19 protein-coding genes are annotated in these 25,316 nt (G+C 63.7%); 8 read left to right on the forward strand and 11 right to left on the reverse strand.

Annotated features, from left to right (window positions below):
- Nucleotides 1-64 precede the first annotated feature (64 nt).
- On the forward strand, nt 65-1,144 hold the full coding sequence (locus CVS28_RS14945) for an inositol-3-phosphate synthase (protein ID WP_103464832.1): 1,080 nt from the start codon (nt 65-67) through the stop codon (nt 1,142-1,144).
- A gap of 144 nt (nt 1,145-1,288) precedes the next feature.
- Here CVS28_RS14945 and CVS28_RS14950 read toward each other — a convergent pair whose 3' ends face one another.
- The 5 genes from CVS28_RS14950 to CVS28_RS14970 all read right to left on the reverse strand — a co-directional run bounded on the left by CVS28_RS14950 (nt 1,289) and on the right by CVS28_RS14970 (nt 7,715).
- Complete coding sequence (locus CVS28_RS14950) at nt 1,289-2,239, reverse strand: DUF559 domain-containing protein (RefSeq protein ID WP_103482016.1); 951 nt, start codon at nt 2,237-2,239, stop codon at nt 1,289-1,291.
- 195 nt (nt 2,240-2,434) lie between these two features.
- A complete protein-coding gene (locus tag CVS28_RS14955) occupies nt 2,435-3,313 on the reverse strand; it encodes a carbohydrate ABC transporter permease (protein WP_103482017.1) in 879 nt (292 codons plus the stop codon).
- The gene (locus CVS28_RS14960; protein WP_103464829.1) at nt 3,310-4,239 is read right to left on the reverse strand and encodes a carbohydrate ABC transporter permease; all 930 of its coding nucleotides are present in this window, start codon (nt 4,237-4,239) and stop codon (nt 3,310-3,312) included. Before CVS28_RS14960 ends, CVS28_RS14955 begins: the two co-directional genes overlap by 4 nt.
- A 2-nt stretch (nt 4,240-4,241) precedes the next feature.
- The gene (locus CVS28_RS14965) at nt 4,242-5,552 is read right to left on the reverse strand and encodes an ABC transporter substrate-binding protein (RefSeq protein WP_103482018.1); all 1,311 of its coding nucleotides are present in this window, start codon (nt 5,550-5,552) and stop codon (nt 4,242-4,244) included.
- Nucleotides 5,553-5,561: 9 nt separating this feature from the next.
- Entirely contained in the window at nt 5,562-7,715 is a 2,154-nt protein-coding gene (locus CVS28_RS14970) for an alpha-galactosidase (RefSeq protein ID WP_103482019.1), read from the reverse strand.
- A 106-nt stretch (nt 7,716-7,821) separates the two neighbouring features.
- Here CVS28_RS14970 and CVS28_RS14975 point away from each other — a divergent pair, with 106 nt between their 5' ends.
- Both CVS28_RS14975 and CVS28_RS14980 read left to right on the forward strand, forming a co-directional pair.
- Nucleotides 7,822-8,997 (forward strand): ROK family transcriptional regulator, encoded by a 1,176-nt coding sequence (locus CVS28_RS14975; protein WP_103482020.1) that lies wholly within the window; start codon nt 7,822-7,824, stop codon nt 8,995-8,997.
- Nucleotides 8,998-9,085: 88 nt separating this feature from the next.
- Nucleotides 9,086-9,631, forward strand: a complete 546-nt coding sequence (locus CVS28_RS14980) for a serine protease inhibitor (RefSeq protein ID WP_306418479.1) — start codon at nt 9,086-9,088, stop codon at nt 9,629-9,631.
- 100 nt (nt 9,632-9,731) lie between these two features.
- On the opposite strand, the gene CVS28_RS14985 is transcribed toward CVS28_RS14980, so the two are convergent.
- Both CVS28_RS14985 and mshA read right to left on the reverse strand, forming a co-directional pair.
- The gene (locus tag CVS28_RS14985; protein WP_243399914.1) at nt 9,732-12,863 is read right to left on the reverse strand and encodes a S8 family serine peptidase; all 3,132 of its coding nucleotides are present in this window, start codon (nt 12,861-12,863) and stop codon (nt 9,732-9,734) included.
- 351 nt (nt 12,864-13,214) lie between these two features.
- Nucleotides 13,215-14,465, reverse strand: coding sequence for a D-inositol-3-phosphate glycosyltransferase (gene mshA, locus CVS28_RS14990; protein ID WP_103482022.1), 1,251 nt, complete (start codon nt 14,463-14,465; stop codon nt 13,215-13,217).
- 217 nt (nt 14,466-14,682) lie between these two features.
- Here mshA and alr point away from each other — a divergent pair, with 217 nt between their 5' ends.
- The 5 genes from alr to tsaD are packed head-to-tail and all read left to right on the forward strand — an operon-like array spanning nt 14,683 to nt 18,810.
- Nucleotides 14,683-15,873, forward strand: a complete 1,191-nt coding sequence (gene alr / locus CVS28_RS14995; RefSeq protein WP_341476414.1) for an alanine racemase — start codon at nt 14,683-14,685, stop codon at nt 15,871-15,873.
- Nucleotides 15,873-16,442: a tRNA (adenosine(37)-N6)-threonylcarbamoyltransferase complex ATPase subunit type 1 TsaE gene (gene tsaE / locus CVS28_RS15000; protein WP_103464822.1), complete on the forward strand. Its 570-nt coding sequence runs from the start codon at nt 15,873-15,875 to the stop codon at nt 16,440-16,442. Before alr ends, tsaE begins: the two co-directional genes overlap by 1 nt.
- Nucleotides 16,443-16,454: 12 nt before the next feature.
- Nucleotides 16,455-17,189 (forward strand): tRNA (adenosine(37)-N6)-threonylcarbamoyltransferase complex dimerization subunit type 1 TsaB, encoded by a 735-nt coding sequence (gene tsaB, locus CVS28_RS15005; protein WP_103482024.1) that lies wholly within the window; start codon nt 16,455-16,457, stop codon nt 17,187-17,189.
- Nucleotides 17,186-17,722 (forward strand): ribosomal protein S18-alanine N-acetyltransferase, encoded by a 537-nt coding sequence (rimI, locus tag CVS28_RS15010; RefSeq protein ID WP_341476415.1) that lies wholly within the window; start codon nt 17,186-17,188, stop codon nt 17,720-17,722. Before tsaB ends, rimI begins: the two co-directional genes overlap by 4 nt.
- Complete coding sequence (gene tsaD / locus CVS28_RS15015) at nt 17,719-18,810, forward strand: tRNA (adenosine(37)-N6)-threonylcarbamoyltransferase complex transferase subunit TsaD (protein WP_103482025.1); 1,092 nt, start codon at nt 17,719-17,721, stop codon at nt 18,808-18,810. Before rimI ends, tsaD begins: the two co-directional genes overlap by 4 nt.
- Before the next feature lie 148 nt (nt 18,811-18,958).
- Here tsaD and CVS28_RS15020 read toward each other — a convergent pair whose 3' ends face one another.
- From CVS28_RS15020 to CVS28_RS15035, 4 genes are read right to left on the reverse strand one after another with little or no spacing between them, the layout of a single operon-like run.
- A complete protein-coding gene (locus CVS28_RS15020) occupies nt 18,959-22,045 on the reverse strand; it encodes a glycoside hydrolase family 2 TIM barrel-domain containing protein (protein ID WP_103482026.1) in 3,087 nt (1,028 codons plus the stop codon).
- Entirely contained in the window at nt 22,045-22,953 is a 909-nt protein-coding gene (locus tag CVS28_RS15025) for a carbohydrate ABC transporter permease (RefSeq protein WP_103464818.1), read from the reverse strand. Before CVS28_RS15025 ends, CVS28_RS15020 begins: the two co-directional genes overlap by 1 nt.
- Nucleotides 22,950-23,912, reverse strand: a complete 963-nt coding sequence (locus CVS28_RS15030; RefSeq protein ID WP_103464817.1) for a carbohydrate ABC transporter permease — start codon at nt 23,910-23,912, stop codon at nt 22,950-22,952. Before CVS28_RS15030 ends, CVS28_RS15025 begins: the two co-directional genes overlap by 4 nt.
- Nucleotides 23,909-25,252: an ABC transporter substrate-binding protein gene (locus CVS28_RS15035; protein ID WP_103482027.1), complete on the reverse strand. Its 1,344-nt coding sequence runs from the start codon at nt 25,250-25,252 to the stop codon at nt 23,909-23,911. Before CVS28_RS15035 ends, CVS28_RS15030 begins: the two co-directional genes overlap by 4 nt.
- Nucleotides 25,253-25,316 lie beyond the last annotated feature (64 nt).

Genomic DNA, 25,316 nt, shown 5'->3' on the forward strand with positions numbered 1-25,316 from the left:
CGTGCGTCGACCCATCACCACAAGTGTGAGAGCCGGACCCTGTTAGTTTTTATGAAGGAGTTCCGTGTCCAATCATCCTATTCGGGTTGCCATTGTCGGTGTGGGTAACTGTGCCTCGTCTCTGGTCCAGGGTGTCCAGTACTACCAAAATGCTGATGCGTCCGTGAAAGTACCGGGCCTGATGCACGTTGAGTTCGGCAAGTACCATGTCAATGACGTGACGTTTGTAGCCGCGTTTGATGTTGACAGCAAAAAGGTAGGACTTGATCTCTCGGACGCCATCGGGGCCAGTGAGAACAACACCATCAAGCTGGCCGACGTGCCGAACCTCGATGTTCCCGTACTGCGCGGACATACACTTGACGGTCTGGGCAAGTACTACCGCGAGACCATCGTGGAGTCCGACGCCGACCCCGTAGACATTGTGGCAACACTCAAAGCCGCCAAGGTTGATGTTCTGGTGTGCTACCTTCCTGTTGGCTCGGAAGCGGCGGCCAAGTTCTATGCACAGTGCTGCATCGACGCCGGCGTTGCCTTCGTCAACGCCCTGCCCGTCTTCATTGCCGGCACCAAGGAATGGGCTGACAAGTTCACCGCCGCAGGCGTGCCGATCGTGGGCGATGACATCAAGAGCCAGATCGGTGCCACCATCACGCACCGCGTCATGGCGAAACTCTTCGAAGACCGCGGCGTCATTTTGGACCGCACCTACCAGCTCAACGTTGGTGGCAACATGGACTTCAAGAACATGCTCGAGCGCGACCGTCTGGAATCCAAGAAGATCTCCAAGACCCAGGCCGTCACCTCCAACACCTCAGCCGTGTTGGGTGCAGACGACGTCCACATTGGTCCGTCGGACTACGTAGCCTGGCTCGATGACCGCAAGTGGGCCTTCGTCCGCTTGGAAGGCCGCAACTTCGGTGACGCCCCCGTGTCCCTGGAATACAAGCTTGAAGTATGGGATTCACCCAACTCGGCAGGTGTCATCATCGACGCCATCCGTGCGGCGAAGATTGCCCTGGACCGCGGCATCGGCGGGCCCATCCTGTCAGCCTCAAGCTACTTCATGAAGTCCCCGCCGGAGCAGTACGCGGACGACGTGGCCCACGAGAAGGTTGAAGCCTTCATTCGAGGCGACATCTAACTCCATCCCCCTACCGACGCTCGCTCACATACGGGGCGTTTTATACCGACGCTCGCTCAGATATGGGTGGGTAATGCCGAACGCTCCCTCACTGCACAGTGAGGGAGCGTTCGGCATTTAACTAAAGCGGCAGTCTTGGTGGCGTTAACGGCCGGGGGCCAAACCGGAGGCGATTGCTGGATCCATCCATGCATGCTGCAACGTCTTTTTGATGAGCCGTACAGCATCGTGAAATCCGTCGGCCACATCTTCTTGGGTAAAGACCAGAACAGTCCAGCCGGCGGCCTCGAAGGCTTTGTCCCGCCGCCTGTCGCTGCGTTGCTGCAGCTCATCCAGGTGATGGGCGCCGTCGTACTGGAGAGCAATTCGGCGGGCACGGTAGCCGGCGTCGGCCGATGGGCCACCGGGCCGGTTCCACAAGGTGAGCTGCAATTCGGGCTCCGGCAGGCCGGCGTCGAGCATGGCCAACCGCAGCAGAGTTTCAGGGCCAGAATCGGCGCCGATACGCATGAGCTCCAGGGCGGCCCTGGCGCGGACGATTCCTTGCAGGTTCCGGTGCCGGCCAAGCATCTCCCGAAGGAATGCCGGAGTGGTGTGTGGCGTACTTCTGCCCTCGAATTCCGGCCGGGGGATGCGGATGAGCTGGTCGCCCATGCATACCAGATCATTCAGGGGCAGAATGCGTGCCAGGTCGAGCCACGTGCGTGCCGGGGTGCTGATCCGAAGCTCCCCTGTGGCCTCGACTTCGCCCGGCAGGGCAACTACTGTGTGGCCGAGGATGCCGGCCCTTCGCACTCCAGGCAGGTTTTGGGGCTTACTCAGGTGCAGTTCCCTTGATTCAGAAAGCCACGGCGGCAGGATCAACTGGTGCAATTGCGCCGCTGTTGTGTGCGAGATCCATGCCCCCGGAGTCGCTGTGGACAAGGCCCGCGCAGCTTCTCGAAGCTCAAAGTCCCAAGACGCCGGGCGGTACAAACCACGACTTACACCGGTGAATTCGCGATTGCGGAGCCTGTTACGCGACACACCCAGCGACAGCGCCTCACCTAAGGTGAACGGCCCGTCGGGAAGCCTGGGGGTCTGCGGAAAGTCCATGATGACATTGTCGCCCCTATCCGCCGGCGCCCGCAGAAGTTATCCACAGGTAGTCGGCATGCGACCGGCCGCCGTCATGCTGACGGCGGCCGGATGTGAACGGGCGTTGCTCCGTGGTGCCCCGGATGTGAGCGGGCGTTGCTCCGTGGAACGTCCCTTTTCTGCTCCCGGCGCCACCATGTGGGGCCGGTGGGGCTATTTGACGGATCCTCTCATGACGCCGGAGATGACCCAGCGCTGGGCGAAGATGTAGATCAGGAGCAACGGCGCCATGGCCATGAGGTAGGAGGCGAACGCTGTGGTGTAGTCGGTGTTGAACTGGTTTTGGAAGACGAATTGGACCAGGGGCAGGGTGCGTGTGCTGGGATCGGAGAGGATCACCAGCGGCAGCATGAAGTCATTCCACGCCCACAGGCAGGTCAGGATGCCCACGGTGGCATTCATGGGTGTCAACACCGGGAAGATGACCTTGCGGAAGGTGGTCCAGACGCTGGCACCGTCCATGATGGCGGCCTCTTCCAACTCGGCCGGGATGGACTTGATGAAGGCCGTGTAGACAAAGATGTTGAAGCTCAGCCCGTAGACGGTGTACAGCAGGAACAAGCCCACGGGGTTGTCCAAACCAAGGATGGACATCTGCTTGGTCACCGGCAGCATGATGATGGGGAACGGCACAAACAACGCGGCGATGAAGAAGTAGTACAGCGCCTTGAAGAACGGGCGGTGCATGTTCCTGGCAATGGCGTAAGCCACCAGGGAGTTTGTCAGAATGGTCAAGATGACTGCCCCCACGGTCACGATGCCCGAGATGAGCAGCGCGTTGGGGAAATTGGTCAGCGTCCACGCTTTGGCGAAGTTCTCCAGGTGAATGCTGGTGGGCAGGGCCAATCCGTTGCCGCTGAGCTGGTCTGACGATTTCAGCGCCGTGACAATGGTGAAGTACAGCGGAATCAGCACCGTCAGTGACAGCACCGCCACCAGGAGTGTCAAGGGGATGTTGATGGAGGTGCGACGGCGGACCTTGGCCGGGGTGCCGGCCGTCACCTCTGCCGTGGTTTGCGTGGGCGTGCTCATGAGAAATCAACCTCCTTGCGCGACAGGACGCGCAGCTGCAGTAAGGCCAGGGCCACGATGACCACCAGGTACACCACGGAGTTGGCCATTTGGTAACCAAATTCCCCGCCTTGGAAGCCGCCGCGGTAGATGACCATGGCCACCGATTCGGTGGAGGTGCCGGGACCACCATTGGTCAGGGCCACGATTTGGTCGAAGACTTGAAGCAGGCCCTTGAGGGCAAGCACCATGTTGATGGTGAAGTAGCCCGAGATCAGTGGGAACGTGATGGAGGCGAACTGGCGCCACGGTGAGGCCCCGTCCAGGCTGGCAGCTTCGTAGAGCTCACCGGGAACTGTTTGCAGTCCGGCAAGGTAGATGATGACGCTGAAGGCGATGGACTGCCACGCGGTGACACCCACAATGCCCAGCCAGGCCAGGTCGGGGTTGGTCAGGATGGAGGTGGAGAGCCACTCGATGCCCAATGCCTGGCCAATGAGCGGCAGGTTGTTGGAGAGCAGGTAGTTGAAGACGTAGGCAACAATCAGCACCGAGAGGATGTTGGGGATGAAGAAGATCCCACGGAACGCCGTCTGGTACTTGATCTTGGAGTTGAGCAGGATCGCAATGAACAAGGCGCCCAGGTTGACCACAATGGTGGTGGTGACGGCAAAGAGGATCGTGAAGACATAGGAATCCATGATCCGGTCGTCCTTGAACAGGTTCACGTAGTTGGAGAGTCCCACAAAGTTCCACTCGCCGTAGCCGGCGTAGTTGGTGAAACTATAGAAGATGCCAGTCAGGGTGGGGAGGGTGTGCAGGACCAGGAACAGCACGAGGGCCGGAACCACCATCCAGTAAAACGTCTTGTTGGCCCGGGGCGGGCGCCGGCGTTGCAGCCCGGGTGCGCTGCGGGGCTTCTTTGCCCTGGCCGTTGTGGTGGTCATGATCAATCGCCTTTCTTGGTGGTGGTGCGGGCTGCGACCTTTTCAAATTCATGATCCATGCGGGTCAGGAATGCGGGCTGGTTTTCGTCAAGGACAAATTGCTGCAGGAGCGCCGGCAGTGGGATGCTGGCCGGCACGTGGTGGTCGAAGTAGCCGATGACCCGGCCGTCGTTGAAGAAGCCCTGCATGCCGGCCAGGGCCGGATCGGTGCTGGCCGCGGCATCCGAGACAGGCGTCAGGGATGACTGGGCGGCCGAGTAGTAGTCCAAGACCGGCGCCGACATGAGGTATTCAACGAACTTTTTGGCTTCGGCAGGGTGCTTGGTGTCCTTGCCGATGGCCAGCGACACATCCACGCCGGAGACCAGGGTGTTCTTGGCAGGATCGTTGGTGGTGGGGTACGGGAAGGACTTGACCTTCGCCTCAGGGTTCGACGCGCGGATGGCCGGGATGGCGAAGCTGCCCTGCAGGTACATGGCGGATTCGCCGGCACCAAACGCTGCGTTGCCGTCGTTGTAGCCGGCGCTTTCGGCGCCGGGCTGGGCGTAGCTGAACAGTTTTGCCAGCTTGGCGGCCGCCTCCGTGCCGTCCTTTTCAAAACTGAACTGCCCGGTTGCGGGTGTCCAGCCGGCAGAGCGGACGTCGTCAAAGAAGTCCGCCGGCATGAGGTTGCCTGCAAGGTTCACATAGGAGGGCAGCACAGTCCAGGCATCCTTCAAGGTCATGTAGAACGGGTTGACGCCGTTGGACTTGAAGGTGTCGGCCGCGGCAATGAGGTCATCCCAGGTCTCCGGCACATCGACGCCATACTTGGCGAAAATCTCCGGGTTGTACAGGACGCCGCTGGCATTGTTGGCAAACGGCAAACCGTTGCTCTCACTGCCGTGGCAGGTGCCCAAACCGTCCAAAATATCCTGCACGGAGGGGATCACCCGTTTCGCCGCGGGCAGCTCCGAGAGGTCCGCGAAGACGCAGGACGTGGACAGGTCACCGAAGTTGCCGTTGCCGTTGAGGGTCAGGACATCGGGTGTCTTGCCTTTCACCAGCAGTGTGCGGATGGCAGTGTCCGGGTCGGGAACGTTGTTGATAACCACGTCGATCCCCGGGTATGCGGCCTCAAAGTCGGCCACAATCTTTTCAAACTGGCCTACGGCTTCGGGTTTGTACTGGAAGAAATCGAGCTTGACGCGGCCGTCGTCGGCGGGGCCGCAGCCGCTCAGGCTCAGGGTGAGGGCCAGGACGACGGCGGCACTTGCCGCAGCCTTGCCCGGTCCCTTCCGGAGCGCCTGGCTCAGGCGTTGTGTTGCAAACATGCGAACTCCTTAGATGGCCCGCGCAGGATCGACGTCGACCCTGGTGAGCATGATGAGCACTGATTGTTCGGGGAAGAGGACGGGGGCGGCAATGCCCACAGTCTCCAAGACGCGTCCTGAGAGCACGCAGTCCGCCAAGGGCCATGCCAGCGGGGACTGGCCGTTGCCCACTTCCTCATCCAGGGGATGCGACAGGGCCAGCCGGTAGCGGCCCTGCGGTGACAGGCCGGGAATGGTGACCCGTCCGGAGGGGTAGGTGATGGAGGCTTCGCGCTGGGTGAGGGCAAAGATGGCGCGCTCGCCGTCCTGGGCCACAACACCGCGCAGGTCCAGGGCCGGGTCGGCGAGATCGGCGTGAACGGAGGCACCTGAGTGGAACAGGTCCCGGTTGTCCTTGTGGAAGGCCACCCAGCCGGCCAGTTCGGTGGTTTGTTCGGCACTGATGTGCGCAATGTTCCATTCGATGCCGAAGTGGCCAAAGATGGCCGTACGGGCCATGAACCCGAGGCTGTGCTGGCGGTGCGTGGAGTGCGACTTGGGGCCGCCAATGTGGGCGCCCATGAGCTCGTAGGGGACCAGCATGGAAGTGTTTTCCTGGTTGTCGAGCCTTTCGATGGGATCGATGCAGTCGCTGGTCCAGATCCTGTCCGTAAACTTCAGGATGCCCAGGTCCACGCGGGCGCCGCCGGAGGCGCAGCTTTCAATTTCCAGGCCAGGGTGGCGGGCCTTGAGCTCGGCCAGCAACCGGTACAGGGCCAGAGTGGTTTCACGGACAGCCGCGCGGCCGGTGCGGGGATCGGAAGCATCGAGCAGGTCCCGGTTGTGGTCCCACTTGATGTAGCTGATGGGGTATTCGGTCAGGATGGCGTCAATGCGTGCCATGAGGTAGTCGAAGCACTCGGGATGGGCCAGGTTGAGCACCTGCTGCTGGCGGGCACTGACGGGCCAACGGCCGTCCGTGTGCAGGATCCAGTCCGGATGGTTGCGGGCTAGGTCGCTGTCGGGGTTGACCATTTCTGGTTCAAACCACAGGCCGAACTCCATGCCGAGGCCCACGACATGGTTGATGATGGGCCCTAGGCCGTCGGCCCAAACTGCCGGATCCACAAACCAGTCGCCCAAACCTGCTGTGTCGTCCCGGCGGCCTAGGAACCAGCCGTCGTCGAGCACAAAGCGTTCAACACCAATCGCGGCAGCCTTGTTGGCCAGAACCTGAAGTGTGCTCAGGTCATGATCAAAGTAAACGGCTTCCCAGGTGTTTAAGGTGACAGGCCGGGGGCGTGTGGGGTGCGCCGGGCGTTCGCGCAGATCAGCATGGAAGCGCGCCGAGAGCTCGTCCAAACCGTTGCCCCAGGAACCGAGCGCCCACGGGGTGGAATAGCTTTCGCCGGGTCCCAGCGTCACTTCGCCGGGCAGCAGCAGCTCGGCAGCGGTGAGGAAGTTGTCGCTGGTGATGGTGCGCTCTGCGCTGAGCCTGTGGTTACCGCTCCAGGCCAGGTGCACACCGTGGACCAGGCCGCTGCGGTGGCCAAAGCCGGCAGAGCCGGCCAGCATGAGCAACGTTGAGTCAGCGCCCGGGCGTCCGCGGCGGCTCTCCCTGACGTGTGCACCGACTGTGAGCGGGCGCCGCTGGGCGGTGCGTTCCTTCAAATGCCGGCCGGTGGTGTCCTGGATGGTCGCTGCCGTGGCGGGGAGCGGGAACACCGTGCCCAGCTGGTGTAGCTGGTAGTCGCCGGCACCAACATTTGTCAGGGTGTGCCGCTGGTGCAGGACGCCGTGGGTACTCAGGGCCAGTTCCGAGACCAGCTGAAGCCCGGCCGCAGAATCCTGGGCCGTTATGGTCAAGGCGTGGTCCCTAAGCTCTACCTGGGACGTGGCCAGGGCGCTGGCCCAGGCGGCACCTGAGCGCTGGCCCAGCAAAGCGGGGGAGCCCTGCCAGCCAAAGACTTCCTGGGGCAGGAGCGTCAAGCGGGCCGGAATGTCGATGCCGCCGGAGACGCGTTGGGACGCTGCAGCCGTGGCTGCGGCCGCCAGCTCGGATTCTGTCAGGATGCCGGTGTCCGGCCCCCAATGGATGATGGTGGGGATGCCTGCCGTGCCCAAGTCGACGATGACTGTGGTGCCGCCGCGATGCAGCTGGGTGTAAGAATATTCAAAACTCATGTATTAGTTTTACCGCAAAAGTAATTGGAGTGTCAAGAGTCACGTTATTGCCGTAAAAGTGGCCGTGTCTCACTCAATTAGATGCAAACTGCAATAAACTAGGACCATGAACTCAGTCTTTCCGCTGACAATCCGCCACGCGGAGCAGCCCAAAAACCCCGCGGCGCTCGCCGACTCCGCCCTTGAGTTGGCGCGCCTGGTGCTGGTTCGCGGCCCCATCTCGCGCGGCGACTTGGCCCGGGAATTGAAATTGAGTGTGGCGAGCCTGACCCGTCTCAGCAAGCCGCTGCTGGATGCCGGACTCCTCGTCGAAGGGGCGCTGGTGGCTGATGGCACGGTGGGGCGGCCCGTGAGGCTACTGGATGTGCGCAGCGACTGCGCCCATTTTGTGGGTGTCAAGGTCACCGGAGATCTCCTGCAGGCGGTGTTGACTGACACCCGGGCCACCATCTTGGCCGTTGCCACCCTGCCACTGGCTGATACGTCCCCTGCAGCCGTGGTGGCAGGGATTGCCGAAGTAGTGGAGCGGCTGAGTGTGCAGGAAGCTGTGACGTTGACAGGTGTGGGGGTCTCCCTGGGTGGGCAGGTGCGCCCCGACGGCGTGGTGCACAGGGCACCGTTCCTTGGCTGGAAGGACGTGCCGCTGGCCCAGATGCTGGCGCAGCAGCTGAGTCTGCCAGTGGTGGCCGATAACGATGTGAGTGCACTGGCGGCCGCCGAGCAATGGTTTGGCGCGGGCAAGGAAACCGCTGATTTTGCTGTCATCACCATTGGTGCCGGCGTGGGCTATGGCTTGGTGATTCGTGACCACGTCAGGCGGACCGTGGACACGGGACTGGGCTTGGGCGGGCACTTCCCCCTGGACCCCAACGGCCCCTTGTGCATGGACGGGCATCGGGGATGCTCCACCGCCATGCTGTCCATCCCCAGTGTCTGCGCTCAGATTTCAACGGTGCTGGGCCGAGCCGTCACGTACGACCAGGCACTGGAACTGGCTGCCGGCGGCAACCGCGTGGCCGAGGCTGTCTTTGCCTCTGCCGCCAGGGGCTTGGGCAAATTGATTGCCGCAGCGGTCAACCTCACCATGGTTAACACTGTTGTGCTCGGTGGCGAGGGGATAGCCCTGTTCACGGCTACGGAATCCACTGTCCGGGCGGCACTCGCTGCTGACAGGGACCCGGAAGCCGAGGCAGTCAGCCTGCGCGTGGCCTCCGCAGATTTCACCGAATGGGCCCGCGGCGCGGCGGCCGTGGCCATCCAGGCCCAGGCCTTCATCGTCTAGCCTGGCAACCCTCGCGTTCGCCCTCTGTTTCCGTGGCCACTGAACGTGCCATGGGCTACCATGGCAGAAACGCAAGGAGTCGGCCATCATGCCAAAAATCTACAGCCTAGGAAACTCGGTGCACGCTCTGAGCCCGCGGATTGCCGTGGCGGCCCTTCTGCTCTGCGTTGTGGCAGTAGTTTCCGGGTGCGCACAGCAACAGCCCGGCACAGCCACCGGCACGGCCCCGGTGCCGGCAGCGCCGCCCGCGAGTTCCTCTTCGGCAGTGGCAACTCCGCCAGCTGAGGGAATCGACCTGACCATCACGCTGACCGAATCGCCGGGGGCCACGCCGCGGACATTCCGGCTGGTTGCCAACGGTTCAACCCCGGCCCCGGAATCGACCCTGCCCGACTCCGCTGCGGCCCTGGCCGCCGTGGAACTGCACGGCGAAAAGATGTTCTTCGCCCTGCCGGATCCAAACCGTGTTTGCACCGAGCAGTATGGCGGCCCGCAGGTTGCGGTGGTCACCGGATGGTTCCACGGCAGGGAAGTCAACGCTTCCTTCAGCCGGACCGACGGCTGTGAAATTTCACGCTGGACGGCCCTTGCCCCGTTGTTCGGCGCGTTGGCCGGCGGAACGGGAGCCGTCTAGCAGCGTCCAACCCAAACCACTCACGACGGCGGCCATCCAAACTTGCTGGATGGCCGCCGTCGTGCGGTGAGACTGGGCGCAGCGCTCAGCTGGCCCTGGTCTACAACTTCAAGTCGCGGGGCGCTGGCTCCGTGGGGAATGCCAACTCCTGCTTCTTGCCCTTCTTCGGATTGTCTTTGTCCTTGCCGTTGCCGTTCTCGTTGGGAACCACCGCGGTGCCTCCTGGCGTAACGATCACTGAGACAAACGTTGCCGTGCCCGCACTGCCAAAGGCAACCCGGCCCAGGTAGTTGCCCGGGGCCAGTCCGCTCCAGCTCAGCGTCACGTTGCCGGACTTGCCGTTGGCCAGATTCAGCGGGTTGGGTGCCACCGAGGCGTTGCCGGCGTTGGCACCGAGGATCGCTGCATCAACCGTGGCCTTCACGGCACCCCCGCCAGTGCTGGAGTACAGGTTGGCGAGCACAGTGTAGGTCCCCGGGGCGGGGTTGGTCAGCGACAGTGTTTCGCTGGAGGAAGCCGTCCGGACGTCGCTGTACTGGCCCTGCGGGTTGAAAACGATCATGTCGTAGTCGGCGCCCGGATCTGCGGAGATGACCTGGAACTTGGCCAGTTCAGTTCCCGCCGGAACAACTACCTCCTTGAGGAAGTTGGAGGCGTTGGTGGCGACTGCGAGCGGGCCAGGCACCAGCGCAATGGCGCTGGAATCCGCCTTGGAAAGACCGTTGAGGGTCAATGCGACGGGCGCATTGGACCCTGAAACCACTGGAATTTTGCCGCTACCGGTGCCCTTGTTGGTACTGAAGCTGATCTCCGGCGCCACCAAGGCTGCCAGCGGGCGCACGGCCACCGGTGAGGTCACTGCGGCGCCTGCGCCCTGCCAGCTCAGGCTGCCCATGGCGAACGCGCCCAGGGTTGCGCCGGCGTTTTCAAAGGTGACCTTGAACGTACGCTGCTCGCCAGCCTGTGAGAAGTTCAGCACCGAGGGGGTGACCTTGACGTTGATCCCGGGGACGTTGGCCGTGGCCCGGTACATGCCGGGAGTCAATGCCGTGACCGTGCGGGTGACGGTGACCTTTCCGGCCAGGCTGCCAACGGCGAAGGACGCCACGTTCATGTCACGCGGTGCGGTGCTGCCCAGCCCCGGCATGCCCAGATCCATTCCCGTGCCCTGAATGAACTTCAGGTATTCGGTGTCGCCGGCGTCGTACACCAGCCCGGGTGTCAGGGCCTTGACGACGGATGTCTGGCCAGCGCCTGTGGCAAAGAGGTCGCTGTTCTTGCTGCCGTCCTCGTTCACCACATTGGTGGCCGTCGTCATCATGGCCGACTTCACGGTGGCTGGTGACCAGGTGGGATTCTTGGCCATGACAAGTGCGCCAAATCCGGCAACATGCGGTGCGGCCATGGATGTTCCGGACATCATGCCAAACTGGTCACCGCCGGTGGCGATGGGTGAAACGCCGGCCAGCACGGCAACGCCGGGGGCGGCGACGTCGGGCTTGAGTAGATCTGAATTTGTGGCGCCCAGCGGCCCGCGCGAGGAGAATCCGGCCACCTGTGGCTGAGGGGCAACCGGCAATCCGGTGGTGTCGGTGTCAACGAGGGAAACCAGGACCTCCGGGTTGGCGGCGACCTTGTCCTTGATGAGCTGCGTTGCCGGCGGGTTCACATGGACTGTGGGCACTGCGTGCAGGTCCACGTCCTCCGAGGATGCGCTGACGTTGGTGAGGATCATGCCCACCCCGCCGGCGCGCTTCACTTCGGCGCTCTTGGCTGTGCGGTCGATGACGCCGCGATCACAAACCACAATCTTGCCTGCCACTTTGGTGGCACCCAAGGTGTTGGGGCCGCACAGTGCGGGGTTGGCGGCACCGGCCGCTGCAGCCGTGGTCGCCAGGATCACGTGGCTTGCTGGAACCTTCTGGTCCATCATGCTGGCGCCGCGGAACTTGGTGCCATCGGAGAACTCCGCCGTACCCTGGAGCTCGGAGGAGAAGGACGTGGCAGCCACCGTGGTCAGCCACGGCGCGCCGTGGTTGACGGTGCCTGCCGTGGGGCCGGAGTTGCCGGCCGATGCCGCCACGAAGATTCCGGCCGAGGTGGCCGAGAGGAACGCGAGGGAAACGGGATCCGTGGTGGAGGAGGTGCTGCCCGAGATGGAGTAGTTCAGTACGTCCACGCCGTCCAAGATGGCCTGGTTGATGGCCGCGACGGCGGCGGAGGAGTAACAGCCGCCTGTGTCCGGATCGGTGTCCTCCCAGCAAATCTTGTACACGGAGAGCTTGGCGGCAGGGGCCACACCGCTGGTGATGCCCATGCTGCGGTCACCAATTTTTGCCGCCACATTGGCATTTCCGGCGGCGGTGCTACCGGTGTGGGTGCCATGGCTGGAAACGTCCACGGGGGACAGGACCTCGTTGGGGGCGCGGTCTCCGGCCGGCACGGAATTCAGGAAGTCATCGGCAAAGTAGTGGGCGCTGAGCACCTTGGAGTTGCAGGCGGTGCCATCAAAATCGGCTCCCGTGTCCACACCCTTCTGGCATTCGCCGGAGAAGGTGTCGCCGTTGGCCTTGAGCATGGCGATCTTGCCGTCGTCGGTGCGGTACGGGACACCAACCTCTGGGTTGCCCGCCAGCGGCAGGACCTCCTCGCCCGCGAAGAACGGGCTCGACGGCGTGTAGCCGGTGTCGATGATGCCGACCACAACGCCCTTGCCAGCCTTGTCCTGCCCGCCGAAGTTTGTGTTCCAGCTGCCCTTATTGCCGCTGAGGCCAAGGAAATCAGTGCTGGAATAGTCCGGGGCGTTCTCGGTGTCGGGGGCAACGATCAGGACACTGGGGTCCTTGGCCAGGGCCAAGGCTTGGTCCGCCGAAAGGTCTGCGGAGAAGCCGTTGAGCGCGGCCGTGAACGTCCGTTTGACCTTGACGTTTTCGCTTTTGGCAACGGCGGCCTGCTTGTCCTCCAGATGGGCCCTGTACTTCTTGACCTCGGATCGTGTGGCGTCGAGCTTTTGCCCGGCCGCCGGCTTGGTGGCGGCAAGGCCCGCCGTGCCGCCGTCGTACATGGCGATGGGCTGCTCGGCGAGGACCACAATGTAGCGTCCGCCCGGGTAGCTCAGCGGCGCAACGTCCGTTTGGGAGATGCCGGGCAAGGCAGGTTGGCTCGGGTTGGCCGACGCCGGCAATGCCCCCACTGTGGCCAGGAGCAGCGGAACAGCCGCGCAAAGCGCCACGGCCTTTCGCAGTCCTGGGCTTCGAAAGAGAGTTCTTCCCGTTCGTTTCATGGTGCTGTGACCTTTCAACAGGATCTCCGACAGGCGTCTTGCCTGTCGGGTGCAACATGGCAGTCCGGCAGGCATCCCGAATGATGAAAGGGTGCTGTGAGCCGTCGCAGCCAACCAGAACAGGCTACCGACCAGTAGGGTTCATGTGAGCGGGAACACAGCGAAAAAGCTGTGGACTGGTCAAAGAGGCAGGGGGATGCGGGCGGGGCACTGGCCCAAAGTACGACGCCGGGAGTCCGCCATGGCCGCAAGGCCCAGCTGTAGTTTTAAACGTGGATTTCGCCCGTCAGAGGCACACAGCTAGCAGCCCGGCGGGGCTTCGTACTGGTATTTCAAGGCAAGGTCGTAGCTGAGGATGGTCTGGGCAGCTGTTTTTTCCCAGCCAAAGGACTCGGCAAAAACCGAGGCTGCCCGGCCCATGTCCGCCCGGGTTTCGCCAAAGTCGTGCAGTGATGCAATGGCGTTGGCCCACAAAACCGGTGAGCGGCCTTCCACCAGAAGGCCTGTGCGGCCATCGCTGACAGCCCGCGGCAAGCCACCAACATTGGTGGCAATGACCGGAGTGCCACAGGCCTGCGCCTCCAGCGCAACCAGGCCAAAGGACTCGCTGGAGGACGGTACCGCCACCACGTCGGCGCTTCTATACCAATCGGCCAGTTCCGCTGGACCAACGGGCGGGTGGATGGAGGCAACACTTGTGAGTCCGGCGTCGTCAATGAGACGGGCAAGGTCATACTTGTCGTTGCCGCTGCGGGCACCCAGGAACGTCATCGCCAAGTCAATGTCGGGGCGTTCCTCGCGCAGCAACGCGGCAGCCTTGACCAGCACGTGCGGGCCTTTGAGGCGTTGCAGGCGGCCGGCAAACACCACGTGGAAACGCCCGGGGGCTATGCCCAGATTTTGACGTGACCTGTCCCGGAACGCCGGCTTGAAGACTTTCAGGTCAACACCGGGGGAGACCACGTCGATGCGCTGCTCGCAGCCGTCGTAGTGGCGCTCCAGCTCGGCCGCCTCAGCCGTGGTGTTGGCAATCAGGCGCGTTGCTGCGGCCACAATGTGCTGCTCACCGTCCACCCTGACGCCGGGTTCGGCCGTTTGGCCTTGCGGTAGGTGGTGGTTCTTGACCCGCGCCATGGTGTGCATGGTGTGTGCCAGCGGCAGGTCCAGGCGTTTGGCCACCAAAATGCCGGCCATCCCGGAGACCCAGTAGTGGGAATGGATCACCTTGACCGGAACGCCGGTGAGGGATTCCACCTGGGCGGAAACGGCGTCGGCCATTTCATTGATGAGCTCCGGCAGGGCCTCCTTGGAGACCTTGGAGAAAGGGCCAGCAGTGATGTGGTGGACGGTGACGGCAGGGGCCAGCTGAACAGAATCCGGCTGGGACGCTGCCGTGCGGCGGGTGTAAATGTCCACGGCCACGCCCGCGGCAGCCAGTTCAAGGGCCAGATGGCGGACATAGACGTTCATGCCGCCGGCGTCACCGCCGCCTGGCTGCTCCAGCGGAGACGTGTGCAAGGAGAGCATGGCGACGCGGCGAATCTGATGCATGGCTTCCCTCCTAACGGTACTTGAGGCAGGCTCCGGCGGTGGGGCGCGGGGCGGGCAGGGGCAACGGCAATAAACGTGTCACTTCATATCTTGTCACTGCCGATGACCACCACCTAGCCCATGGCCAGGGGGAATCTTGCCGGGAAAACATCACGCCACCACGAGTGAGACGCACCACCGTGGGGCGGGCTCCCGCAAAAAGGCCTAAAATGGGCTGGTGACCTCCTTCGTTGCGTCGGTTCAAGAGCCTACACCGGGCCTTGAACGGCAAGCCATCATTGACCTGTCCGCCATCGCCAACAACATCCGACACCTGCGTTCCCTGGTGGAACCTGCCACATTCATGGCAGTGGTCAAGGCCGACGCCTATGGCCACGGCATGGTTCCGGTGGCCCGGGCTGCCGTGGCCGCGGGTGCGAATTGGCTGGGTGCCGCGCACATCAGCGAGGCCCTGGCGTTGCGGGCAGCTGGCCTGGAGGTGCCTGTCCTGGCCTGGCTGCACACCCCCGCCAGCGATTTCACGGCGGCTGTTGCCCATGACATTGACCTGGGCTGCTCCGGCTGGGAGCTGGAGCATATTGTTGCCGCGGCCCGGTCCCTGCAGCGTCCGGCACGCATCCACCTGAAAATCGATACAGGCCTGGGCCGCAACGGCTGCACACCCGCCGAATGGCCTGCCCTGGTTGCTGCAGCCCTTAGCTACCAGGCCGAAGGGCTGCTGCGCGTGGCGGGAGTCTTCAGCCACCTGGCCGTGGCCGATGAACCCCACCGGCCCGAGACGGACGAGCAGTTGGCTCGCTTCCGCGAAGCCGTGGCAGTTGCCGAAAATGCTGGCGCGGACCTGGAAGTGCGCCATATTGCCAACACGCCGGCCACCCTGACGCGCCCGGATTCGCACTTTGACATGGTGCGGGTGGGCCTTGGCATTTACGGACTGTCGCCGTTTGAAGGCACCACCTCCGCACACTTGGGGTTGGTGCCGGCCATGACGCTGCAAACACAAATTGCGCACTGCAAGGATGTGCCAGCCGGCCAGGGTGTCTCCTACGGGCTCAACTACGCCACCACTGCCGAGACCACCTTGGGATTGGTTCCCTTGGGCTATGCCGATGGCATCCCGCGCATTGCCACCGGCGGGCCCGTGCGCGTCAACGGCACCACCTACCCCGTGGTGGGCCGGATCGCCATGGACCAGATGGTCATCGACTTAGGTCCTCAAGCGCGCGAGGGCTTTGCCCAAGAGCCGGTGCCGGGTTCGGCGTTGGGCTCCACCGCCGTCTTGTTTGGCAACGGGGCCGACGGCGGACCCCTGGTGGAGGAGTGGGCGGCGGCCGCCGGGACCATCAACTATGAAGTGGTGACACGCATCAGCCAGCGGGTTCCGCGCAGCTACATTGGCGGTGCCTGATGGTGTGGGAATTTGCCACCAGCACTGCCGAGCAGACCCAGGAGCTGGCACACCGGCTGGCAGGGCTGCTCAAGGCCGGCGATTTGATCATCCTCAGCGGAGAACTGGGAGCGGGCAAGACCACCTTCACGCAAGGACTGGGCAGCAGTTTGGGGGTTCGGCCGGGCATCATTTCCCCCACCTTTGTGCTGGTGCGAATTCACCCGAACCTCCCCGACGGGCCCAACCCGGGCGGGCCGGACCTGGTCCACGTCGATGCGTACAGGCTTTCCTCGCCGGGCGAAATTGATGACATTGACTTGGAAAACACCATGGACTCCTCGGTGACAGTGGTGGAGTGGGGCGTGGACAGGGTGGAGCACTTGGCAGCGAGCCGCCTGGACATCGAGTTGGTGCGTGCCGTTGGCGGGGCTCCTGCTCCCACGGCTGCCCCGGACCTCGATGCTGACACCTTTGATTTTGCCGACGAGGATGACGACGAACCCCGCCTTTTGCGTGTCCAAGCCATTGGTCCGCGCTGGGAAGGCACCGATTTTTCCGTGCTCGGCCAGCAGCTTTCAACAGAATAGACAGTAGATATTGTGCGAATCTTGACCATTGACACCTCAGCTGTGGCCAGTGCGGCAGTGCTGGACTTCGACCCCCAAGACCTGGCCCGGACGGCGCGGGTGGTGGCGAATTTTGCCACCAAAGACACCCGCAGCCACGCCGAGGTGCTGGCCCCCGGGGTGAAGTCGCTGTTCACCGACCCCGTCACCGAAGGCCCCGCGCTGGATGCCATCATTGTGGGCACAGGCCCTGGCCCGTTCACGGGCCTGCGTTCCGGGATCACGGTTGCTCGCACACTGGCCTTCACCTGGGGTGTGAAGCTGTACGGAATGATGAGCCTTGACGCCTTGGCCCAACAAGTTTTTGACACTCCACGTTATGTTGACGGACGGGCAGTTGCGCCACTGGCCACGGCCGACTTTGTGGTCGCCACGGACGCGCGCCGCCAGGAGGTGTACTGGGCCAAATACAGTGCCAGTGCTGCCCTGATCGACGGCCCGCACGTGGGCCCGGCAGCAGACATTTTGCCTGTGCAAGTGTTTGGTGCCGGCGCCGGCATCTACGCCCAGCAACTCGCAGCCGGCGGCTGTGTTGTGGAGGCAAGCTTTTCCCAGGAACAGCCCACTGCCCTGGAGCTGGGCCGGGCCGCCATGCGCAAGATTGCCGCCGCAGGATCCCTGGAAGGCGCAGGATTCTTGGATTCCACACCGCTGTACATGCGCGAATCCGACGCCAAGGTTCCCGGCCCCCGAAAGAGGGCACTGTGACCGCGGCCGCGGCAGGTGCCCAGCGGCCGGGATCGGCTGTGCAGGGTCCTGCCGTGTTGCGCCTCATGGAACCGGGCGACATTGACGTCATCACGGCCCTGGACGCCCAACTTTTTGGGGTGGACTGCTGGCCGCGGTACATGTTTGAGGATGAGCTGGCCCAGCCCGACACCCGGCGGTACATTATCGCGGAGGTTCCAGACGACGTCGGACATCTGCACTTGGCAGGCTATGCCGGCCTGATGTGTGTGGAGCCGGTGGGGGACATCCAGACCATTGGTGTCCTGCCGGAGTTTGAGGGGCGCGGTATTGCCCGAGCCATGATGGCCGATCTCATTGCGGAGGCTGTCCGGCGCGGCGCCAAGGAGATCATGCTCGAGGTCAGCACCGCCAACCCGCGCGCCCAAGATCTGTACAAGCGCTACGGTTTTGAGCACATTCACACGCGGCGCAAGTACTACAGGGACGGCTCGGACGGGCTGATCATGCGCCTGTCACTGCCCACACCCACTGATGCGAAGGACCCCTCATGAACCAGAGCAACCCGTTGATTTTGGGCATTGAATCCTCCTGTGATGAAACGGGTGTGGGATTGGTGCGAGGCACAACGCTGCTGACAAACACCGTTTCCTCGTCCATGGAGGAGCACGTCCGTTTTGGCGGCGTGATCCCGGAGATTGCCTCCCGGGCACACCTGGACGCCTTTGTCCCCACCTTGCAGCAGGCGCTTTCCGATGCCGGAGTCACCCTGGCGGATGTGGACGCCATTGCCGTCACCAGCGGCCCTGGCCTGGCCGGCGCCCTCATGGTGGGTGTCAGCGCAGCCAAGGCGTTGGCACTGGCCACCGGCAAACCGCTGTACGCCATCAACCACCTGGTGGCGCACGTGGGGGTGGGGCTGCTGGATGAGTCCATTGCTGCCATCTATCAGGGCGGGCAGCTGCCAGAAAAACTTGGTGCACTGCTGGTCTCCGGTGGGCACACGGAGATTCTGCGCGTGCGCAGCCTTGCCTCCGATGTGGAGTTGCTCGGTGCCACCATTGATGACGCCGCCGGGGAGGCCTTTGACAAGGTGGCCCGCCTGCTGGGACTGAACTACCCGGGCGGGCCCGCGATTGATCGGCTGGCCCGTGAAGGCAATGCCAAGGCCATTCGGTTCCCGCGCGGGCTCACCATGCCCAAATACATGGGCACCGCCGAAGCGCCCGGCCCGCACCGCTACGACTTCTCTTTCTCCGGCCTGAAAACGGCCGTGGCCCGCTGCGTTGAGGGATACGAGGCACGTGGCGAGGCCGTCCCGGTGGCCGACGTGGCGGCGTCGTTCCAGGAAGCCGTGTTGGATGTCATCACGGCCAAAGCTGTGCTGGCTTGCAAAGAGCAGGGCATCACCACCTTGCTGCTGGGCGGCGGCGTGGCTGCAAACTCCCGGTTGCGGGAGCTGGCGCAGCAGCGCTGCCTGGCGGCCGGCATCACGCTGTTGGTGCCCAAGCTGTCGTTGTGCACCGACAACGGAGCCATGGTGGCTGCGCTGGGCGCGCAGCTGGTCATGAACGGCGTGGCCCCGAGCGATCTGGCATTTGCCCCGGACTCCTCCATGCCAGTGACCAGCATCAGCCTGTAAGAGGAACTGGCCCGCATAAAACGCTCGCTCTCTTCCGGGGCTGTTTTCGCCGACGCCCGCTCACTCGGTGAACGAGCGTCGGCGAAAAACCACCCGTAAGTGAGCGGGCGTTACGGGTTAAACCCCCGTAAGTGAGCGGGCGTTGGAGTTAGGCGGCGGAGATGCGCAGGACCAGGGTCCGGGCTTCCGGGCGCAGGGCAAATTCCGGCCAGACGTCCGGGCCGCAGGCCCGGGATCCGAGGCCGTGCTGCGCCGCATCCACGTACAGGTAGCTGTGGCTTGGTGCCGGCAGCTCATGCCGGTGTCCGGCCTTAGTGATCTCCTGGGCGGTGTGCCGTGCCAGCGTGAACCCGGGCCGGCGTCCGGCAGCATCGGGCTCGGCATCAATCCGCAACCACGGAGCACCGTCCCGGGCCAACTCCAACCAGCGCGCATCGCTGTGGTGCCCGGTTTCCTGCGGCCGGGCGTACGGGACGTTCAGCTCATCGATCGAACCGGTATGCCGCCCCACCCTGGCCGCGTGCATGCTGTCCGGGTAGGACTCACGCGGGCCCGCACCGAACCAGGCCGCACCGTCCACGTCCGTGGGCAGATCAAGGCGCACCCCGATACGGGGCCACACCAGGTCCCATCCCGAACTAGGCGTGATGTCAATGCGCAGCCACAGCTCCTCACCGGCCAGTTGCCACGTTTCCTCCACGGCCACGGTGTGGGCGCTGTTGGCGGCCGCATAGCGGGTCCGCACGCGCATGCCGTCGGGCAGCGCTGCCATCTCCTCCACGCGCCGGGTCAGCCGGTCCAGCCCGGCCTGCTTCCACACGGCCTCGGACGACGGCGCAGGCACGCCCTTGCCGTTGTTGAGCCACGGATCGTCCGGACCGTAGGCACCAAACCCGGCGCCCCTGTCATTGTCGGTGGGTGCCCGCCACAGCTCGAGCCGGGGACCGGACACAGGCAGGCCTGCCAGCGAGACCAGGGTTCCGGCGTCGAACGTGGCCGGGCCCAGGGTGGCGGGAGGCTCACCGCGGCCGGGCGCAGCCGGGCGGGGCATCCGTGCCGGCACGCGCGGGGCCGAAAGATCCAGCTGCACTGACGAAAGGGGATGCCCGGCGGGGGCCCAACCGGTGGCGTCGCGCAACACGGCCTCCACGCTGAGCCACGTTTCCCCGTGAGGTGCCACAGGGCTGGCAGGCAGCGCCACGAGGGCGGATTCGCCTGCCCGCAGCGGACCGTCGCCGCCGTCCGCGGCCACCTCGCCCGAGGCTGCCACGATGCCGTCGTGCTCCACCCGCCAGCGCAGCACGACGTCGGACGCATCCGCCGAGTGCCTCAGGTTGGCCACCGCGAGGGCGGGGCTGCCGTCAGCGGAGAGCTCCAGGCTGAGCCGGAGCGGGGAGACGATCTGCTTGAACTCGTACAGGCCCGGCGTGGGGGTGGAATCGGAGAGGACCATGCCGTCCATGACGAAATTGGCATCGTGGACCACCTCGCCAAAATCCCCGCCGTAGGCAAAGAACTCGGTGCCGTCCGCGGTGCGCGTGCGGATGCCGTGGTCGCGCCACTCCCACACAAACCCGCCGTGCAGGCGCGGGTACTTGTCCACCAGGCCCTCGTACTGGTCCATGGCGCCCGGGCCGTTGCCCATGGCATGGACGTACTCGCACAAGATGAACGGCTTGGTGCGCTGGCGGGCGGATTCGGCAGCGTCGCAGCCCAGGAGCAGCGCGTGGGAATCGTCCCGGCCAATGGAGTCCGTCTCCGGGATGGATGAGTACATGCGGGAATACACATCCGTGTAGGCGCCGGTGTAGTCGCCTTCATAGTGGACGGGGCGGGAGGCGTCCCGGGCGTGGGTCCAGGCGGCCATGGCCGCCAGGTTGGCGCCGGTTCCGGATTCGTTGCCCAGGGACCACATGACGATGGAAGGGTGGTTCTTGTCCCGTTCCACCGTGCGCTCCATCCGGTCAACGAAGGCGTCACGCCACGCGGGGTCGTCGCTGGGGTTCCCCACCCAGTTCCGGGCATGGAAGCCATGGGTTTCCAGGTCACATTCCAGAATGACCCAGAAGCCCATCTCATCCGCCAGGTCCAGCAGGCGCGGATGGGGCGGGTAGTGGCTGGTGCGGATGGCGTTGACGTTGAAGCGCTTCATCAGGGCCAGATCCTCGCGGGCCCCGGCCTCGTCAAAGACACGGCCGCGATCCGGGTGGGTCTCGTGGCGGTTGACGCCGTGAAACACCACGCGGCGCCCGTTCACCAGGAACTGGTCGCCAACAATTTGCACCGTTCGGAAGCCCAAACGCAACGCAATGCTCTCCGCCGCGTTGGACACCGTTGCGTCGTACAGCCGGGGGACCTCCGCGGACCAGGGCGCTACATTGTTGAGCTCAAGTGGCACAATCTCCGCGGCAGAGCCCCAGGTGACGTTGATGCCCAGCTCCGGCACGGTCAAGGTGACCGGGAAGGCGTCTGCGTCCGCAGTGATTTCCGGGTCCAAGGTTCCCGTGCCCGCACCGTTTCCGGCGGACCAGCCGGTGCGCAGCCACACATCGGTGATTCCGCCCGCCGGGCGGGCCTGCAAGGTCACGTCACGGAAAATGCCCGGCAGCCACCACTGGTCCTGATCTTCCAGGTAGCTGGCGGCGGACCATTGGTGCACGCGCACAACCACAATGTTGGCTCCGGGGCGCAGCGCCTCGGTGACATCGAATTCCTGGGCGAGCCGGCTGCCCGAGCCCACGCCGATTTCCTGTCCGTTGACCCACACCTTGTACCGGGACTCGACGCCGTCAAAGCGCAGGGTGAGCGCCGCCGTCGTACTTTCAAACCATGCTGCGGGGACGTCAAGGCTGCGGCGGTAGTCACCTGTGGGGTTTGCGTCGGGGACGTGGGGTGGATCGATCGGGAACGGGTACTGGACGTTGGTGTAGCTGGGCAGGCCGTACCTGCCGTCCTGCCCCAGCACCCAGTGGGAGGGGACGGGCAGGGTGTCCCAGGCAGAGTCGTCATAGGACTCGGCGGCCATGCCTTCCACCGTCTCCCCGGTGGGAAGGACGCATCCGGCACCCGGGGTGCCGGGCGCGGCGGGGAGCAGGCGAAAGCGCCAGTCTCCGTTGAGGGACAGGAACGGTGCATCGCTGTGCAACCAGGAACGGGCCGGCACCCTCCGGCCGGAGCCGGGGCCCTGGTCGGTGAGGTGGGAAACGCCGGCGGTGGCCGTATTTGCGGGAGACATTATTTAACTGATCCTTCTGTGAGGCCGCCACGCCAGAAGCGCTGCAGGATTACCATGGCGATGCCCAGCGGGATGATGGAGAGCAAAACCCCGCCGGTAGTGAGTTCGTAAAATTCGGGCAACCTGTCCACCTGGCTGAGCCAGTTGTTCAGGCCCAAGGTGATGGGGTACAGCTCCACGTCCGAGAGCATGACAAGTGGCAGGAAGTAGTTGTTCCAAATGCCCACCAGCTGGAACAGGAACACGGTGACCAGTGCAGGAGTCAGCAACTTCAGGCCGATGGTGTGGAAAATGCGCAATTCCCCGGCACCGTCAATCCGGGCGGCCTCAATAAGTGCACTGTCCACTGTGCTTTGTGCATAGATCCGGCACAGGAAAATGCCAAACGGTGAGACGAGCGAGGGGATCAGCACCGACGCGTAGGTGTTGGCGATGCCCAATTGGCTGAAGAGCAGGAACAACGGAAGTGCGGTGGCGGTGCCCGGGACCAACACCCCGGCAAGGATGGTGCCGAAGACCAGGTTCCGGCCGCGGAACTCGTACTTCGCCAGCGCGTAGCCGCCTGCCGCGGCAAAGTACGTGGCAAGCAGTGCGCCTACCCCGGCATAGATGACCGAGTTGGCGAACCAGCGGACAAAAATCCCGCCATCGTAAGTGAGGACCTGGGAGATGTTGTGCCAAAGGGAGAAAGTGGGCGCAAACCAAAAACCGTTGGTGGAGAACAAGTCGGCGGTTGATTTTGTGGACGCAACCAGGACCCAATACACCGGGGCAAGGAAGTACAGGGCCACCACCAGGAGCAGGCCGGTGACGATGATGGTGGATGAACGTGCCCGCCGTTGGGGTTTGTTCGGGGACTGCTTTCCTGCCGCCGGCGGTGCCGGCCTCGACTCCTTGAGAGTTGTCATGATGATTTCCTGTTCGAGAATTTGAGGAAGGCAAAGGAAAGGATGAGGGCCACCGCGGCAATGAGGACGGCCTGGGCGGCGGCAACGTTGTAGTCGTTGTACGCGAACGCAGTGCTGTAGGCACTCAGGTTGGGCGTGTACTGGCTGTCAATGGACGGTGCAACAGTTTTGAGCACCTGGGCCTCGGCGAAGAGCTGGAGTGTGCCAATGATGGAAAAGACTGTGGTCAGCACCAGGGCAGGCTTGATGAGGGGCAGCTGAATGCTGCGGGCGATCCTCCATGTGGTGGCCCCGTCCACCCTGGCCGCTTCATAAAGCTCCACAGGAATGGTTTTGAGCTGCGCCACGATAATGAGCATGTTGTATCCGGCGTAGCTCCACAGCACAATGTTTGCGATGGACCACAGCACGGTGTTTGGGCCCAGAAAATCCGGTTCCAGTCCGAACATCCCGGCGATGTCGATCAGGGGGCTCAATCCCGGCACATACAGGAATGACCAGAGGATAGTGGCGATCACACCTGGCACTCCGTAGGGCAGGAAGTAGGCTGCGCGGAAGAACCCCGGCCAACGGGCCGAGGTCGATTCCAGCATCAACGCCAACACGGTGCACAGGATAATCATGACCGGGACCTGGACAATGCCAAAGAGGAACATTCTGCCGATGGAGGCGACGAAGTTGCCGTCGGACAGTGCTTGGGCGTAGTTGCTGAACCACGCGAACTCACTCGTTACGCCTGCCTCGCCAAAAAGGCCCTTGCGTGTGACCTTGGTGAAGCTGGAGGCAATGGCTACAAGGATGGGCAGGATGAAGGTCAGCAGGAACAGGGCCAGGAACGGTGCCAGCAGAATCCAGGGAGCGCGGGACTGGGCCTTGGGCCGGCGGGGGACCCGGTTGCCGGTGTTGCCTTGCGGCGTGGTCCCGCGTTGTTGCTGGTCGGATGGATGTGTGGTTGTCATGATGCTTCCCTTCGAATGCTCAGGCCCTTGTTCTTGAAAACAGTCATGATCTGCTTTTCCGCGATCGACATGGTTTCCACCAGTGAGGTGCCCGTGGCTTTTTTGCGGAAGCCGTCGCTGAGGATGTTCAGCGACTGAGTGGTTACCGGCCACCACGACCAATCCGGGTTTTGTTGCAGCGTGGCTGGTTCGAAGACTTCCTGGTTGTAGTTCTGGCCGCTGAAGAACGGTGAAGGCTTTTGCCGTGTGGTGCCGATGAAACCGGGGGCCGGTGACCATCCGATGCCGCTGTTGTTGATCATGGCGTCAGTGCCCTCCTTGGAGGTGGTCATCCAGACGGCGAAGTCAAGTGCCTCCTTGGGGTGCTTGCTGTTGGCAAGGACCGCTGCGGTTGAACCGCCCAGGTAGCTGGACCCGAAACCTGAGCCGCCGTCCCACACAGGCATGGGTGCCACCCGCCATTTCCCTTCGCCTCCACTCACTCCTGCAATGAGGGCGTCCGCCCAGCTGCCGGAGGTCACGGAGGCCAGCCCGCCCTTGGCGGCAGCGGCAAACCAGCCCGGGGAAAAGGCGCCGTATGCGGTCTGGACGAGGTCCTTGTCAATCGCGGAATCGAAGAATTCGGCGGCCTGCATGGTGGCCGGGTCTGTCATGTTGATGACCCAGCCGTCCTCTTCTGCACGGAACCATTGGGCCCCGGCCTGGGTTGCAAATGCCGCAAAAACTGACGCGTCGCCGAGAGGGAAGCAATCCATGTAGGCGTCGGTTTTGCGCAGTTCCCCGGCTACCTCGCCCCATTCATTCCAGGTGGCAGGCGGAGTTGCACCGACCTTCTCCAGCACGGCGGGTTGGTAGAACATGCCCATGGGGCCCGAGTCCTGAGGAATGCCGTAGACGCCTCCCGTGTAGCTGACCTGGCTCCACAGGGTGGGATCGTAGAGGTGCGCGGTTTCCTGGGCCCCATAGCGGGTGAGGTCAACCAAGCCGTTGACCAGCATGAACTCAGGGATGGACCGCATTTCAACCTGGGCCAGGTCCGGCCCGCCCTGCGTTGCGAGGGCGGAGAATATCTTTTGGTATCCGCCCGAGTTGCCTCCGGGTATCCAAACAGTTTCAACCTGAACGTTGGGGTGGGACTCGTTCCAGATGTCCGCAACCTTTTGCAGGTCCTTCAACCAGGACCAGTACTTCAGGGTGATCTTTTCCCCTGAAGCAACCGGGGCAATGACGGGCCCGCCGTTGACGGAAGCCGTGCCCGGGGTGGCGCATCCTGCCAGCATTCCCAGGGCCGCCGTGCCGAGGCCGGCACCGAGCAATTGTCGTCGCGTGAATTGTGTCATGTGCCTGCACTTCGTCGTAGAGGTCGGGACGCGAGGTGTCCGCGGGACACCGGCATCACCCGGC

The sequence above is a fragment of the Arthrobacter glacialis genome (assembly GCF_002909415.1).
GTDB lineage: Bacteria > Actinomycetota > Actinomycetes > Actinomycetales > Micrococcaceae > Specibacter > Specibacter glacialis.